The organism is Polaromonas sp. (assembly GCF_016185115.1).
GTDB lineage: Bacteria > Pseudomonadota > Gammaproteobacteria > Burkholderiales > Burkholderiaceae_C > Polaromonas.
In genome coordinates this window covers 701,001-715,397 of the sequence record NZ_JACPOF010000004.1, presented here as the reverse complement: position 1 = coordinate 715,397, position 14,397 = coordinate 701,001, and the positions used below count along the sequence as shown (strand labels likewise).

The window sequence follows — 14,397 nt, the reverse complement described above, 5'->3', positions numbered from 1 at the left end:
TCAGGACGGCACCGCTCAGGACGGCACCGCGCAGGTCGGCATCGCGCAGGTCGGCACCGCTCAGGACGGCACCGCTCAGGACGGCATCGCGCAGGACGGCACCGCTCAGGACGGCACCGCTCAGGACGGCACCGCTCAGGACGGCACCGCGCAGGTCGGCATCGCGCAGGTCGGCACCGCTCAGGACGGCACCGCTCAGGACGGCATCGCGCAGGACGGCACCGCTCAGGACGGCACCGTTCAGGACGGCACCGCTCAGGACGGCACCGCTCAGGACGGCACCGCGCAGGTCGGCATCGCTCAGGACGGCATCGCGCAGGACGGCACCGCTCAGGTCGATTCGAGGCCGTTGGGCCACAGCTTGCTCAAGCGCGTAACGCATTGCCAAGCCGCTTTCAACATGATCGGGAACTTCGCACTCAAACAGAATGCGGTTTGAATTCCAGCGGCTGACGATTTTGCTTTTCATTTTCTTTCCTATTTGCTTGTTAAAAATTGGGTTTAGGCGACAGCGGGCTCTTTGGCGACGTAGCAGCCGTTGACGGTTTCCATGTACGCGCCGAGGCCAAGTTCGTTTTTCAACTGAACCAACTTCACAAAGGTGGCGCGTGGACCTGCAGAGCGCAGGAGTGTTGCCAGAGTTGCGGCGGCGTAGTAGGGATTGGTGCGGCAGGTGTTCACAACCTTTTGCACTTCGCGCTGTTCAGACTTGTTCATCAACTACTCCTTGCTGTTTTCAAAACCACCGGGGGTTTGGTGGGGATAACCTCTACAGCGCCGGAGAACTTCTCCTAAACCCCCGTCGCCATCCGTTCGGTTTGCAGCGGTATCGGTGCTGCTGGGTTTTCTTGCTGATGGGTGTAATTTAGCAAAGTATTGCTAGTACGTCAAGCAAAGAATTGCTACCAATGCAAAATAGATTGCTGGTGAAAACCCTTGGGCGAAAAAAAACCGCCTCGATGGGCGGTTGTTGTGAGGGTGGATGCTGTTTATCTGGTGGAGCAGGGCCAAGAGGCAATCATGGCTTCACGCACAAGAAAGGCGGCGGGTTCATGGCGTGTGCTGGGATTGTCTCGGAGGTACTTCCAGGTCACGTCGATCATTTGTCCAAGGGAGACGCCATTAGGGATGCATGACGCTGGACGCATGCGCTTGGCTGCGCCCCTATCGGCGTCACTGATGCCAGCGATATAGCCCACAACAAACGCATCATCCGATCCGCGCGCGTACAGCTCCTGCCCGGTGAGAAACCCACCAGAGGCAAGCGCGGCATCGCCCATTAAATCTATGCCAAAAGCATTTTGTGAACTTGCCCCGCCCGCTGCCAATGCCAGCAAAACCACTGCAATGCTGGTTTTGATGCTCATCGGCAGACGTATTGCCCAGCTGCTGTATAGCCGCATTGCTGCTGGCGCGGCTGTGGTGGCTGATAAGTGGGCTGCGGGAAGTAGTTGGGTTGTACGGTGCCCTGCTGACCCGTGTAGGGGTTGGAATTGCCTTTGGTGCTGTAGTTGTCCAGGTTGGTGTTATTGGGCGCGGTGCGTACATGACCGTCTACAAATGTGCCGTCTTTGGTGACGTGCGGCTTTACGTAAACCTGGGCCATTGCTGAGCCAGCGCAGAACAAGGCGACGATTGCTATTGTTTTCATTTTCTCTCCTCTAATACCCACGGGCCGCATGGGTGCGGTTAGATAACCTCAATGAACAAGGGAAATTGATAAATGCGCGCAGTCGTCAACTCCCCTATGCGACGCGCCGGGGTTTTACGATGTTTTCCTCAGCTTCTGGGGTGGTCAGGCTCAATAGCTCTTGATACGCCTCTTCGATCTTGTCGTAGGCTTTACGCTGCTTGTCGGTGAATGGGCGTAGGAGCCGCCAGACATCAACGCCAAGGGCATGGGCCAGGCTTTCGACTTCACTTAATTTTGCGGATGGAACCTTGCCAGACTTGCTGGCTTGGCGGCGGGATGGTGTTAGGTAGAGGCTGACGGTTGTCTGCCCAAGTCCGGCCCGTTCACCCAGTGATGACTGAGTGAGCTGGTTCTTGAGCATGTAGTGCTTCAGGTTGTCGGCCAGCACTTGATTTATGGGAGTCGCAGGCATCCAGCCAGTCTCGCGGCAAACATTAGCAAAGTGTTGCTTGCGTTCATAGCAAAGTTTTGCTAGGATATGAGCCATATGCGAAATAACCTAGACATTCAAGTCCGAGAACTGCTGAACAAGCACAAGGGTGATTGGCAAGAAATCGCGCAAAGCTCGAACGTGAGTTATTCGTGGATTTCCAAGTTCGTCAACGGTCACATACCGAATCCCGGCTACGCCACTTTGCGCGACCTGCAGGCACATCTCGCCAAGCCCTCCCGCAAGAAAGCGACGGCCTGAGATGAATTGCATCAACTGCAATCCGTTGCTGCCGCCTTGCGAGAAGTGCGTGGAATCTATGACCCTGGAAGAACGGGTGTCTCGGGTTGAACAAGCGTTGAGAGCAATGGCGGTGAAAACCCCAAATCTTGCTTCGTTCGCAGGCGTATCGCCGTCAACACATTTGGCGCAGGCACAAGGTACGTTAGTTCGAGGTTTTTGGCTTCGTCCAGAACCGTCAACTCCAGAAGTCCCGCAATCCCCTGCATCACCGATGTGCAGTGCAGCACTGGCACCGGCCCCGAGTCCGTTGGGAACATTGTGATGTGCGCCCCGTACTGCCACACCGGCACATTGGTGAAAAAGAAAACCTGCCAAGTGTCTTTCATGTCCGCTCCTTTCAAGAGCAATGGTTGTGTGAGAACTCCATTCTCCTTTGAAAGAGGGCAGGCACCCTGTCAAGCACCCATCCCCGCGAATCAAAGGATGAAGGCCAAGCGCCAGGGCGGTGTGGGCGTGGATGAAAGTTTGTTTTTTGACCATGCCGAGATAGTCAATTTTTTTACCCAAATCAACAACGCATAACGCCACATAAAACATGAAGCGCGATGACATGACCCTTGATTTACCAATGACAGCACACGTTCAGGCCATCGATCCGCAGTTGGTGATTCGCCAGCCATCGATGACTAAGGCGCTGCAACTTTGCCAGACCTTGAGTGGCAAAGACGACGCTCAGTTCTACGGCAACGGCGGCATTGTCAAAGATCAAGCGCAATGGTCCCGAATCATGGGGCCGAGCAATCACAACTTCCCGCATGAAAAGCTGAACCTGTTTATGGACCTCGCAGGCAATGAGGCGCCCCTTATGTGGTTGCTTCAGTCTCGCGGCTATGACTTGAACAGCTTGCGGCTACTGGAAACCGAGACGGAGAAAAAGCTCCGCCTTGCCCAAGAGGAAAACGCCGCCCTGCGCCGCGTACTTACAGGAGCTAAAGCATGAACTGCAAACCCGGAGATTTGGCGATTGTTGTCGGCTTAGGCCCCAACAACAACGGACGCATTGTTGAGGTTGTTCGTCATGCAGTTTCCGGTGAGACCGTTGCTGGTTTTATATTTTTAGCAAAGGGGCCACCGCCTTTTTGGTTAATTAAGACGACTGGGACTCTGCTTCAGTGGGATGGCGATAGTGTTACGGAGAGGGTGATTAATGACCGGTTTCTCCGCCCGATCCGCGACCAACCCGGCCAAGACGAAACCCTGACATGGGCACCAGTCCCCGGAAAGCTGGTGACGGCATGAGCAGCACCCTAAGCGCTTTCAACTGGCGCGGCCAGCCAAGCCAGTTCGCCACAGACCCCAAATTCGCCAGCAAGCAGCAGGGCAGTGCAGGGATGCCAAAGCCGATTCACCGCTTTGCACAGACCAACCTGAACACAGAAACCATTTCACCAGCCGACAAGACTCGGCTTATCAGGGGGAAGCTATGAACCTGACTGTAGGACAAGAACTTTATTGGGTGGGCGCGCAGAGCTATTCAAAAAATCAGCCAGTGACAGTTACAAAAGTTGGTCGCAAATGGGCCACGCTTTCAAACAGCTATCGCATTGACATACATACACACATAGCCGATGGCGGCAGTTATTCGTCGCCGGGTAGCTGCTATCCGAACGAGGCGGCATATGTTGCCGAGCAGTTGGCTAACGCGGCCTTCAGCAAGCTGAAGAACTCCATGGGCTGGGCTCCGCGTGATGGCGTAAAGATTCGGGACATCTATGAAGCTGCGCGCCTGCTTGGTTTACCCCTGGAGGCCGCATGACCACCATCAACCTCCCAATCGAGATGTTCCCGATGCCGGGTGATACCGGATTCGTGCGTACATGCAGGCGCAACTCCCGCCAATCCACCAGCACAGAGGCTTACGAGTCTGTCAGGCCACATATCAATGCCAAGTGCCAGAAGGTGCTGGACAGCCTCAAAGCAGCACCAGCGACTGATGAAGAACTGCAGATCGCGCTGGGCATGAATCCATCAACCGAACGCCCCCGGCGCAAGGAACTGGTAGACGCCGGCCTGGTTGTCGAAACGGCAGAGCGGCGCAAGACCCTGAGCGGCTGCAAGGCCATTGTCTGGGCCGCTGCGCCTGTGATGGAGGATGTGTAGATGGCCCGTGCGCGGAACATCAAGCCAGGATTCTTCAAGAACGAGATTCTTGGGGTCGCCGATCCTCTTTACAGCCTGCTTTTTGAGGGCTTGTGGGTACTTGCCGACCGCGACGGGAAGTTGGAGGACCGACCCCTACGCATTAAGGGAGAGGTATTTCCATACCGCGAAGGTCTCGATATTGACGCCATGCTGGACTGGCTTCAGGCCGAGGGTTTCATCAGGCGCTATAAAGTTGGTAGCAAAAAATACATACTGGTGCTGGAGTTCGTCAAACATCAGAACCCGCACAAGAACGAAACGGAATCAGAAATACCAGACCCCGAGAAAATCGGAACAAATACCGAAATTATCGGAAGCACTCGCGCTGATTCCCTATCTTCTGATTCCGGATTCCGGATTCCGGATTCCTTGATTCCTGATTCACTGATTCCTGATTCCCTTCAGTCCGTGGCACCTCCTGCGGAGGATGCCCCGGCACCAGTCAAGTTGGTCAAGGCTCAAAAAATCAAAGAGCCGTCTGCAACTGCTGAAACCTGGACCGCATACGCCGGAGCATACGTCGCCCGGTACGGAACAGAGCCAGTGCGCAACGCATCGGTGAACGCGAAGCTCTCGCAGTTTGTCGGCAGGGTGGGGGCTGGTGAAGCGCCGGGAATTGCAGCTTGGTTTCTGAACCACCGAAACAGCTTTTACGTTCAATCAGGGCATTCGGTCGGTGTGCTGCTGCGCGACTGCGAAAAACTCCGCACGGAGTGGGCTACAGGCCGTCAGGTCACGCAAACCCAAGCCATTCAGGCCGACCGTACGCAAACCAACGCCAACGCCTTTGCTGGCCTGCTGGCAGAAGCAAAGGATTCCCATGCCCAGCATTGAACTCATTCAAGCCGTCGCAGTGACTGCGGAGCTGTGTGGCCGCGTTTTCAGCGAGGGCGCTGCGCGCATGTTTGTCAACGATCTGGCTGCTTACCCTGAGCCTGCGGTTTTGAAGGCGCTTGCACGCTGCCGCCGCGAGGTCAAAGGCATGCTGACGATTCAGGATGTGGTGGCCCGACTGGATGACGGCAGGCCCGGAGTCGAGGAGGCATGGGCACAGATGCCGTTTGACGAATCGCAGTCAGTGGTGTGGACGGACGAAATGTGCCGTGCATTTGGGATTGCTTTGCCGCTGCTGGCTGAGGGCGACAAAGTTGCGGCGCGCATGGCTTTCAAAGAGGCTTACACCCGAATGATCGGAGAGGCACGCGACGAAGGCCGCGCTGTGGTGTGGACGCCTTCGCTTGGCTGGGACAAGAACGGGCACGCGGCTGCATTGTCTGAGGCGGTGTCCAAAGGCCGGCTGACGTATGACCATGCTGAGTCGCTTGTGCCAGGGTTGCCGCGTCCTACGGCCACGATTCAGCACCTTCCTGCGCCAATTCCACTTGATCAGCTTGTGCAGATCGCAGAGCAGCGGAGGGCGGCATGATCACCGCCCAAGACACGGCACTGGCCGCAACCATTACCCGCGAACACGCCGCCGTGAAGCTGCTGGAGCATGGGCCGCTGACCCTCTCACAATTCCGCTGGATCACATGCTGGCCGACTTCTGATGAATGTTTGTCGGTGTTGAACGGCCTGCGTAAGTGCAACAAGATTGTCCAGCGCAACAAGCACGGATCGCAGGTTTACGAGGCTGTCCGGTGATGTGCAAAGACTGCCAAAACCAAACAAAGCACCGCCAAGCCCGGACGGTGGAGGGCTTCACAGGCTGCGCAAAAGCGCTGGCCTGGGAGCATTTCTCGCCAGTAGTCGAGCGCAAGTGCTTGCTGTTTTTTGCGAGGGTGGGATGAACAAGTGCAAAGACCGATGCGACCAGCTTGGCGTTTGTCAGGCTCTGGCGTCATGCGTCCTCCGTAGCCATGAATTCGTCGCTTTGAAGATTGCTGCAGATGAAAAGCGTGCCAGAGACATTCTCAAGGCTGATGAACGGATGAAGGAAATGCAACGCCGTGCAGCAGTTAGGTGTGAGCGGGAGCTTTCCCGAAAGGCTCAATAGCATGACCCGCTACGCCCTACGTGTTGACGCAAACCAAGCGCAGATCGTGAGCGCCCTGCAAGCTGCTGGAGCGACTGTCGAGGTCATTGGAAAGCCTGTGGATCTGCTTATCGGCATATCTGGCCGCTGGATGATGATGGAGTGCAAAGACGGCCAAAAACCGAAGTCTGCGCAAAAACCCACACCCGCGCAGGAAAGGTTTTTCAAGAAATGGGCAGGTTATCCACTGGCTGTTGTGGACAGCGCAGAGTGCGCCCTTCGCATGTTGCGTGTGCTGGAGGCTGGATGACCAAGTTCCCCTACATCCGAAGCCCTGCGCTGCTCAAAGCCTGTCGCGCCATCGCCTGCACGAATTGCGGACGCGATGACGGCACGGTATGCGCAGCGCACTCGAATCAGGCCAAGCACGGCAAGGGACGCAGCATCAAGGCGTCTGATGTATTTGTCGCCAGCCTATGCCACTTGTGCCATTACGAGCTAGATCAGGGGGCATGGATGTCGCGCAATGAGCGTGAGCAGATGTGGGACGCCTGCCACGCCAAAACTGTGCATGAGTTGGTCAGTCGTGGCTTGTGGCCTGCCACCGTGCCTGTTTCTCTGCATTAATCACTGGAGGAAAGCATGAGCAAGCGCACTTTCATGCTGGTTCACGAAACCGCACGCGAAAACGCCGCGAAGTTTGCCCGGAATGACGCGCCCGATGGCTGGATGGCAACTTTCAGCCAACCGACCAAAAAGCGCATTCAGGAAGAAAAGTACCACGCCATGATGGGTGACATCTCCAAGCAATGCACCTTCATGAATGAAAAGCGCGAACTTGACGACTGGAAGCGCCTGCTGGTTGACGCATTCGCAAAGGTCATGCGCGATGCAGGAACACCGATTCACCATGACGGCAGGGTATTACCCAGCCTTGATTTTGAGCGCGTGGTGCAGCTGGGCATTCAGACCAAGGACTTCTACGTTGCCGAGGCCGCGCAGTTCATTGAATACCTGTACGCATTCGGCGCTGATCGTGGCGTCGTTTGGTCAGAACCGAAGCAGAAAGAGCTTCAAACGTAGCAAAAAAAGCTACACCCCAAAGGTGAATGCGCTGCACCTTACCTTCAGCGCGAAATAGGAGATAGAGATGGATCGAGATTACGCAGCAAAAACAGCTTACGCACAGAACGAGCCTCAAAAGGGATGTGGCAATGTGGGCATGGAGGGTGCGGCCATGTCTGCAATAGGGAAAATCAAGCAGTCCGAAGTCAGCCGCGAAGTTGACCGCCTTGCATCAACTCTGGAAAAGCTGTCGTTTGTTTCTTCCCGCCTGATCGAGCGCGTCCAGTCCGTGACCCGCGCCGAACCAGAAACTACCGGCGCATTGAAGGGTGCAAATCCAGTCTGTTCAACCGACCTTGGCCGCAAGCTGGACAACCTGACAACGCAGGCCAGCACGACCCTGTACCGCCTGCAATCACTTGGCGAGCGCATCGAGCTTTAACCAACCAATCCCCCCATAAGGGGGCAGAAGGAACGGCATGGACAAAGAACTGATTGAACGGATGGCGAAAAAGGTGGGGATCACTATTTATAGAGATGGTGCTTTTGGATCTGCCGCAACCACCCGCAATTTGTAAGGTTGATGAACCCATGACCCCCACACTCAACGCCGAACAGCAGGACAAGATCAGATGAGCATCAAGAAAGTGCGTGAAACCTTGAAGGCTGCGCCTGATGGTCTGACCGTCGCCGCCATAACAAAGGTTCTTCACCTGGGCCACGCAAACATCAATACATCACTAAAAAAGATGCCAGATGTTTACATAGACCGCTACATCAAGGCCAAGGCGGGACCGTACAAGTACGCTGCCGTTTATATGGCCGTGGAAGTCCCCGAAAACGCGCCAATGCCAGATTAACCAAAGGGAGCCAATAGTGATGTTCAACGACTCAAAAGCCATATTGGACGACATACTTTCAAGGTGGCACCACCACTGCAAACACTTCACTATAGTTAGGCAGGCAGGGGCAGACCCCATGTTCAGAATGGCGCGCAGTTCACGTCATTGGTTAACCGAAGATGAGGTCAGGGAGTCCGAGATTGACGGATACCTGATGAAGGCCGTCGATTTTCATGTTGGCGAAATGGAAAACCCGCATCGTGCCGCCATTTATATGGAAGCCCGGAATTGCTACACCGGGCGTAGTGTGTGGCTTAGTCCACTGCTACCAAAGGACAAAGAAGAACGCGCAATCGTCATTATGGAAGCGCGCAACATGCTGACTCGCAGGCTGATGACTGCTGGTGTGATGTGAATAGTGTTGAATTTGAACACTATAGGGATTGACACCGCACTTTTGAAAACTTACCCTACACATCGGACGGCAGAGGTGCCTCTAAAATTTATCAAAACGCATGCTGATTGGCAGCGAGCACTGCTTGAATTGGGAACCTGGCAGGGAACTCATCAAGTCTCTCGGTAGCGCACTGGCCAGTGACAGTCAGCAGCCGTTTTGATGAACGCCCACGACTCAGGGCACGGCAGATTGACGTAAAGAGCCCGTTCTAGGCGGGAAATTCATCCGGTCCGTAGACGCGGAACTTGGTCTGGTCGCCCAAGGCATCAAATTCAATTCAAGCCGCCGAGCAGCAATGTTCAGGCGGCTTTTTCGCGTGTGGGCAACCGTCTCGCCGTTCATCATGCGCCGCCGTTCGCTGAACACAGGCTACAACCTCGATAGCGGACGTGTTCCCGCCCCTTTAACCCGAGCCGCAAGGAGGCGCAATGGCAAATCCTGTTGGAAATCCACATTTGCTGGGTCAAAAGTATTGGGACCGTCTAGATGCGGAGTGTGAGGATCAATGCCTTGACCTAGACGAAATTGAGCTTGTGGCCTTGTGCGCTGCTGGTGGCGTGTTGCAAGCCGGCGTGGACAGCAAGCAGATTCAAAGGGGTGAGTTCTACCCATCCGAAGCCGGCACATTGAGAATGTGCCACTAGTTCTCCTTGGTTGGCACCACACCAGCCTTAGTCCCCCGCGCTGACCATCGGCCCGGTGGCTTTTTACAACCCTGGCGCAACGTGAGCGCGCTCCTTGCCGCTACCCCACGGTCATCACGGAGGGGGTGAACAGGTCAGCGCTGCCGTTTGGTAAATCCTAAGCGCTCTCGTCTTGCGGCGATCTTCCGCATGTTGCGCACAACTGGACCCGTCGCGGGGTTTAACCTATGAAATCCACCAAAGTACAGGAGTCTGCTGAAAAGAAGCTGCCGCCCAATGCAGGGAAAGGCCGCAAGGCTGGCGTACCGAATAAAACGACAGCAGTTCTCAAGGATGCGATCCTGGCCGCGGCGGTGGCTGTTGGCTATGACGGTAATGGGCAAGGTGGTTTGACTGGCTATTTAAAGTTGGTCGCCTCATCGGATGTCAAAGCCTTCGCTGGCTTGCTGGGCAAAGTCCTGCCACTCCAGATCACAGGTGAAGGTGGTGGCCCTGTCGTTATTGCCGCAAGCGCGACAGACGAACGGCTTTGAAGCTCACAGACCGTCAGGCGGCTGCACAGGAAGTGCTGGCCGGGACAGCTACGCATGTCATGTTGTTTGGTGGTTCAAGGTCGGGGAAAACCTTCCTGCTTGTCCGCAACGTGTGCATGAGAGCGCTCAAGGCCCCGAAAAGCCGTCACGCCATCCTGAGGTTCAGGTTCAACGCCATCAAAGCATCGGTGGTGATGGACACCTTTCCCAAGGTGATGGAGCTGGCCTTTCCCGGCGTCAAGTACACGCTGAGCAAGACCGACTGGTTCGCAGAGTTTGAGAACGGCGCGCAAATCTGGTTTGCCGGACTGGATGATAAGGAGCGCACCGAGAAAATTTTGGGTATGGAGTTCGTCACGATCTACTTGAACGAATCCAGCCAGATACCACAGGGTTCAAGAGATATAGCAGTCACGCGGTTAGCCCAGCAGGTTAACCAGGTGATTGAAGGCAAACCGCCCACGCCGCTCAAGCCGCGCATGTATTACGACTGCAACCCGCCATCAAAGGTGCATTGGACGTACCGGTTGTTTGTAGAGAAGCGCGACCCGGACACCAAAAAGCCGCTGCACAACCCGGCAGATTACGCGCATTTCCAGATCAACCCGCAGGACAACGCGGAGAACGTGAGCGCGGGTTATCTGGACACGCTGCGAAACCTGAGCGCCAGGCTGCAAAAGCGGTTTCTCAAAGGCGAGTTTGCCGACGCAACGGCCAATGCGCTGTTCTCGGACGAGTTCATTGATAAATGGCGCGTCACTGATGGCGTGCTGCCTGAGTTTGTGCGCGTGGTGGTGGGTGTTGACCCATCCGGCTCTGATGATGCCGACAACGCAGACAACGACGCCATCGGCATATGTGTAGGCGCGCTGGGCACTGACGGAAAAGCCTACTTGCTAGAGGATTGCACGGTCAAGGCTGGCCCTGCGACATGGGGCCGGGTGGCGACAAGTGCTTTTGACCGACACGAAGCTGATGTGATTGTCGGTGAGCAGAACTACGGCGGGGCGATGGTCAAAAGCACTATCCAGACCGCCAGACCTCGCACACCTTACAAGGCCGTGAGCGCCGCACGCGGCAAGCATGTCAGGGCTGAGCCTTTCAGCGCACTGTATGAAAACGGAAAAGTTTGCCATGTGGGTGACTTCCCAGACCTTGAGGACGAGCTGGTCGCGTTCTCGACAACTGGCTACATGGGCGACAAAAGCCCGAACCGTGCAGACGCATGGATATGGGTTCTTGCCGAGTTGTTTCCCGGCATGACCAAGGCAGAAAAGAAGATCCCGAAAACAACCTACACCGCCCCACAAAACTGGATGGCTGCATAAATGGCACAACAAGACTCCCTACAGCGCGCAAGAGAGCGTTACGACGACGCTGCCGACGCTTTCAGGGAAACCCGCGCCCAAATGCTGGAGGACTTGAAATTCTCCAACCCGGCCAAGCCCGAGCAGTGGCCTGCCGACGCATTGAAAGCACGCGAAGGCCGTCCATGCCTCACGTTTGACCAGACAAACCAGTACATCGCGCAGATCGTCAACGACAGCCGCCAGAACAAACCCTCTATCTATTGCCTACCATCGGATGCCAAAGGCTCTGTCAAGGTTGCTCAGGCGCTGGAGGGGCTTGTCCGTAACATCGAGTACACGAGCCGCGCAGGGATTACCTACGACACGGCGCTGGAGCATGCCGCACGCATTGGCCTGGGCTGGATGCGCGTCATTCCCGAGGTGATTGACGACGACACGAACGAACAGCAGCCGCGCATCATCCGGGTACAAGACCCGCTTTCCGTGTTGCTGGACGCCGACAGCACTGAGCCTGACGGTTCGGACGCTACTGATGCGTTTGTCGAAACCATCATGAGCAAGAAGGCGTTTGAACGCCAGTGGCCCAAGGCCTCTACCACCTCATGGGAAAGCACCACTGCCTCAGGCTGGTTCACGACTGACAGCGTGCGCGTGTGCGAACACCAGTTTGTGGAGATTTCAGAGTCGAACCGCATCATGGTGCGTAACCCTGACGGCTCCATGCTGACGCTGACTGAGGATGAATATTGGCAGTTGGCCGCGCAGGTTGGATTCAAGCCGGAAGTGGCCGGCACATTCAAGGCCAAGCATCGCACGGTCAAATGGAACAAGATGACCGGGGCCGAAACTCTGGAAGAAACCGAGTTCCCGAGCGAGTACCTCGGCGTTGTGCCTGTCATTGGCTATGAGCTGTGGATTGAAGGCAAGCGCCATCTGTGCGGCATGGTTCGCCGGATGCGCGACAGCCAGCAGGCTTACAACTACGAGCGCAGCAGCCAGATTGAAACGGTTGCCCTGCAGCCCAAAGCGCCGTTTGTCGGCTCTGCCCGTGCGATTGAGGGTTATGAGAACGAGTGGAAGGCGGCAAACACCAGCAATCAGGCCATTCTGCCGTTCAACGACATAGACGACGCAGGCAACCCGCTGCAACGCCCCGAGCGTTCGCAGCCGCCGCAGATGTCTCAAGCATTCGCCCAAGGCGGTTTGCAGGCCATCAACGACTTGCAGGCCAGTATCGGCATGTACAAGTCGAATCTGGGCGCACCGAGCAACGCTGTATCAGGCAGGGCCAAGATTCAGGATAGGCGCGAAGGCGATACCGCCAACTTCCACTATGCAGACAACCAGAGCCGTTCGATTGAGCAGCTTGGCCGCGTGGTGGTGGATATGACGATCCGTCTGACCGACACCAAGCGCGCAGCCCGAATCCTCAATCTCGACGGCTCCAACGACACCATCATCATCGACCCGACGCAGGAAAAGCCACACCAGGAAGTGAACGGTAAAACCTCCATCAACCTGAGCAGCGGCAAATATGGTGTGCGCGTCAAGAGCGGCCCTGCTTACAGCACGTTGCGCGAAGAAGCAGCCGAGAACCTGACCAAGATCGTTGGTAGCAACCCGCAGATGATGACCATTCTCGGCCCGATGTGGGCAAAGATGCAGGATTGGCCGGAAGCCGACAAGATCAGCCGCATGTTGATGGCGATGGCACCGCCGCAGGTTCAGGCCGCAGCCGAGGAAAAGCAGGAGGAAATACCGCCAGCATTCAAGGCGCAACTCACGCAGTACCAGCAGCAAATCTCCATGATGAGCAAGGCACTCGAAGCCGCCGCAGGCCATGCCGAGCAACTGGAAAAAGAGAAAGAGTCCAGCCTGAACGATCAGCTTATCAAGGCATACGAAGCCGAGACGAAGCGCATCACCGCCGTTAGCTCTGGCATGCAGCCCGAGCAGGTTCACCAGCTTGTGATGCAAACCATGATGCAAGTCATGCAGACCCCGGCACCTACGCAGGGGATTCAAGACGACATGCAGGAACACGAACAGCAAGAGCAGATGCAGGGGATGCCACCGCCCGACCCGATGCAACCGCCTCAACAACAACCGCCCCCAGATGGCGGTTTTTTTTCGCCTGAACAGAACCCACAGCCCGCCTGAACAGCGGGCTTTTTTACGCGACTTGCGGCGCTTTCCGCATGAATTCACTTGCTTAAAGCATGACCACTGAAACCCAAGTCGCCTCTGACGCAGCGACTCAAATAAACGCGGCTGAACTCGCTCAAACCCTGGAAGTAGCGAAACCAGAAGCAGCAGACGGCCAAGCGCCGCAGGAAGAAGCGAAGGACGAGAGCGGTGACAAGCCGCAATTGACACCCGCAGAGAAAGAAGCCGCAGCCAAGCAACGACGAATTGACCGGCTCACGCGCACGACCTACGAAATGCGCGCAGAGACGAATCTTTTGCGCGAACAGCTTGAGCGCCTTCAATCGCGCCCTGTTGAGCAACCGGACCAGACGCAAGAAACCCCGCTGACGCAAGCGGAATTTGACAAGCGAGTTACGGCCCGAGCGCAGGAGATGGTTTCAAACCAGACCACTGGGCAAAGAGCTGATGCAGTCGAGGCAAAGCTGAAAAAGTCATTGGGCGATGGCCTGAAGGATTTTTACGGCGATGTCGAGGCCGCTGGACCTGCAGGCAAGTCCCTTTTGCGAAACGCAATCGAACTCGATGAAGCCGCCGATGTGCTGACTTATCTGGGCAAAAACCCGGACGAGCTGGACAAGGTTCTCGAACTGTCCCCGGCCAGGCAATTGGCCCACATGGGCAAGTTGGCAGCACGCATCGAGCTTGAAAAGACCGCACCCAAACGGTCCAGCGCACCCACACCACTGACTCCCGTCAAGGGTGGGTCCACATCCACCGAGCCGCCCATAAGCGACACGAAGCGGTGGATTGAGTGGTCGAACGCGCAGGACGCCATCAAACGCAAACGCTAGAAAT

25 protein-coding genes are annotated in these 14,397 nt (G+C 56.2%); 19 read left to right on the top strand and 6 right to left on the bottom strand.

The genetic code is table 11. The features are described from left to right. The 5 genes from HYX42_RS04185 to HYX42_RS04165 form a co-directional block, all read right to left on the bottom strand. A partial coding sequence (locus tag HYX42_RS04185) for a pentapeptide repeat-containing protein (protein ID WP_293399966.1) occupies nucleotides 1-469 on the bottom strand: 469 nt, incomplete at its 3' end. A 32-nt stretch (nucleotides 470-501) separates the two neighbouring features. Beyond that, nucleotides 502-717, bottom strand: coding sequence for a hypothetical protein (locus HYX42_RS04180; protein ID WP_293399963.1), 216 nt, complete (start codon nucleotides 715-717; stop codon nucleotides 502-504). Nucleotides 718-989: 272 nt separating this feature from the next. Beyond that, nucleotides 990-1,367, bottom strand: coding sequence for a Rap1a/Tai family immunity protein (locus HYX42_RS04175; protein WP_293399960.1), 378 nt, complete (start codon nucleotides 1,365-1,367; stop codon nucleotides 990-992). Then, nucleotides 1,364-1,651 (bottom strand): hypothetical protein, encoded by a 288-nt coding sequence (locus HYX42_RS04170; RefSeq protein ID WP_293399957.1) that lies wholly within the window; start codon nucleotides 1,649-1,651, stop codon nucleotides 1,364-1,366. The genes HYX42_RS04175 and HYX42_RS04170 overlap by 4 nt, the downstream gene beginning before the upstream one ends. 94 nt (nucleotides 1,652-1,745) lie before the next feature. Next, complete coding sequence (locus HYX42_RS04165; protein WP_293399954.1) at nucleotides 1,746-2,180, bottom strand: helix-turn-helix transcriptional regulator; 435 nt, start codon at nucleotides 2,178-2,180, stop codon at nucleotides 1,746-1,748. Here HYX42_RS04165 and HYX42_RS04160 point away from each other — a divergent pair, their 5' ends adjacent. Next, nucleotides 2,181-2,384 carry a hypothetical protein gene (locus tag HYX42_RS04160; protein ID WP_293399952.1) on the top strand — a complete coding sequence of 68 codons (204 nt, stop codon included), beginning with the start codon at nucleotides 2,181-2,183 and terminating at the stop codon, nucleotides 2,382-2,384. Between the two features lie 56 nt (nucleotides 2,385-2,440). Here the strand turns inward: HYX42_RS04160 and HYX42_RS04155 are convergent, their stop codons facing one another. Continuing rightward, the gene (locus HYX42_RS04155) at nucleotides 2,441-2,752 is read right to left on the bottom strand and encodes a hypothetical protein (protein ID WP_293399950.1); all 312 of its coding nucleotides are present in this window, start codon (nucleotides 2,750-2,752) and stop codon (nucleotides 2,441-2,443) included. 209 nt (nucleotides 2,753-2,961) lie between these two features. On the opposite strand from HYX42_RS04155, the gene HYX42_RS04150 reads away from it, so the two are divergent. The 18 genes from HYX42_RS04150 (at nucleotide 2,962) to HYX42_RS04065 (ending at nucleotide 14,393) form a co-directional block, all read left to right on the top strand. After that, nucleotides 2,962-3,366, top strand: coding sequence for a hypothetical protein (locus HYX42_RS04150; protein ID WP_293399948.1), 405 nt, complete (start codon nucleotides 2,962-2,964; stop codon nucleotides 3,364-3,366). Further along, nucleotides 3,363-3,665 (top strand): hypothetical protein, encoded by a 303-nt coding sequence (locus HYX42_RS04145; RefSeq protein WP_293399945.1) that lies wholly within the window; start codon nucleotides 3,363-3,365, stop codon nucleotides 3,663-3,665. Before HYX42_RS04150 ends, HYX42_RS04145 begins: the two co-directional genes overlap by 4 nt. Next, complete coding sequence (locus HYX42_RS04140) at nucleotides 3,662-3,853, top strand: hypothetical protein (protein WP_293399942.1); 192 nt, start codon at nucleotides 3,662-3,664, stop codon at nucleotides 3,851-3,853. Before HYX42_RS04145 ends, HYX42_RS04140 begins: the two co-directional genes overlap by 4 nt. Next, a complete protein-coding gene (locus HYX42_RS04135) occupies nucleotides 3,850-4,182 on the top strand; it encodes a hypothetical protein (protein ID WP_293399939.1) in 333 nt (110 codons plus the stop codon). Before HYX42_RS04140 ends, HYX42_RS04135 begins: the two co-directional genes overlap by 4 nt. Then, nucleotides 4,179-4,526, top strand: a complete 348-nt coding sequence (locus HYX42_RS04130; protein ID WP_293399937.1) for a hypothetical protein — start codon at nucleotides 4,179-4,181, stop codon at nucleotides 4,524-4,526. The genes HYX42_RS04135 and HYX42_RS04130 overlap by 4 nt, the downstream gene beginning before the upstream one ends. Continuing rightward, the gene (locus HYX42_RS04125; protein WP_293399935.1) at nucleotides 4,527-5,402 is read left to right on the top strand and encodes a hypothetical protein; all 876 of its coding nucleotides are present in this window, start codon (nucleotides 4,527-4,529) and stop codon (nucleotides 5,400-5,402) included. After that, complete coding sequence (locus HYX42_RS04120) at nucleotides 5,389-5,994, top strand: hypothetical protein (protein ID WP_293399932.1); 606 nt, start codon at nucleotides 5,389-5,391, stop codon at nucleotides 5,992-5,994. The genes HYX42_RS04125 and HYX42_RS04120 overlap by 14 nt, the downstream gene beginning before the upstream one ends. Beyond that, nucleotides 5,991-6,212, top strand: a complete 222-nt coding sequence (locus HYX42_RS04115) for a hypothetical protein (RefSeq protein ID WP_293399930.1) — start codon at nucleotides 5,991-5,993, stop codon at nucleotides 6,210-6,212. Before HYX42_RS04120 ends, HYX42_RS04115 begins: the two co-directional genes overlap by 4 nt. Before the next feature lie 353 nt (nucleotides 6,213-6,565). Then, nucleotides 6,566-6,853: a hypothetical protein gene (locus tag HYX42_RS04110; protein WP_293399928.1), complete on the top strand. Its 288-nt coding sequence runs from the start codon at nucleotides 6,566-6,568 to the stop codon at nucleotides 6,851-6,853. Beyond that, on the top strand, nucleotides 6,850-7,170 hold the full coding sequence (locus HYX42_RS04105; protein ID WP_293399926.1) for a hypothetical protein: 321 nt from the start codon (nucleotides 6,850-6,852) through the stop codon (nucleotides 7,168-7,170). The genes HYX42_RS04110 and HYX42_RS04105 overlap by 4 nt, the downstream gene beginning before the upstream one ends. A gap of 15 nt (nucleotides 7,171-7,185) precedes the next feature. Next, on the top strand, nucleotides 7,186-7,626 hold the full coding sequence (locus HYX42_RS04100; RefSeq protein WP_293399923.1) for a recombination protein NinB: 441 nt from the start codon (nucleotides 7,186-7,188) through the stop codon (nucleotides 7,624-7,626). A gap of 67 nt (nucleotides 7,627-7,693) precedes the next feature. Next, nucleotides 7,694-8,050 (top strand): hypothetical protein, encoded by a 357-nt coding sequence (locus tag HYX42_RS04095; RefSeq protein ID WP_293399920.1) that lies wholly within the window; start codon nucleotides 7,694-7,696, stop codon nucleotides 8,048-8,050. Between the two features lie 190 nt (nucleotides 8,051-8,240). Then, nucleotides 8,241-8,468, top strand: a complete 228-nt coding sequence (locus HYX42_RS04090) for a hypothetical protein (RefSeq protein ID WP_293399917.1) — start codon at nucleotides 8,241-8,243, stop codon at nucleotides 8,466-8,468. A gap of 16 nt (nucleotides 8,469-8,484) precedes the next feature. Then, nucleotides 8,485-8,865 (top strand): hypothetical protein, encoded by a 381-nt coding sequence (locus tag HYX42_RS04085; RefSeq protein ID WP_293399914.1) that lies wholly within the window; start codon nucleotides 8,485-8,487, stop codon nucleotides 8,863-8,865. Nucleotides 8,866-9,778: 913 nt separating this feature from the next. Continuing rightward, nucleotides 9,779-10,084: a hypothetical protein gene (locus tag HYX42_RS04080; protein WP_293399911.1), complete on the top strand. Its 306-nt coding sequence runs from the start codon at nucleotides 9,779-9,781 to the stop codon at nucleotides 10,082-10,084. Then, nucleotides 10,081-11,412 (top strand): phage terminase large subunit, encoded by a 1,332-nt coding sequence (locus HYX42_RS04075; RefSeq protein ID WP_293399908.1) that lies wholly within the window; start codon nucleotides 10,081-10,083, stop codon nucleotides 11,410-11,412. The genes HYX42_RS04080 and HYX42_RS04075 overlap by 4 nt, the downstream gene beginning before the upstream one ends. After that, a complete protein-coding gene (locus HYX42_RS04070; protein WP_293399905.1) occupies nucleotides 11,413-13,554 on the top strand; it encodes a portal protein in 2,142 nt (713 codons plus the stop codon). Nucleotides 13,555-13,613: 59 nt separating this feature from the next. Further along, complete coding sequence (locus HYX42_RS04065) at nucleotides 13,614-14,393, top strand: hypothetical protein (RefSeq protein WP_293399902.1); 780 nt, start codon at nucleotides 13,614-13,616, stop codon at nucleotides 14,391-14,393. Nucleotides 14,394-14,397: the final 4 nt, after the last annotated feature.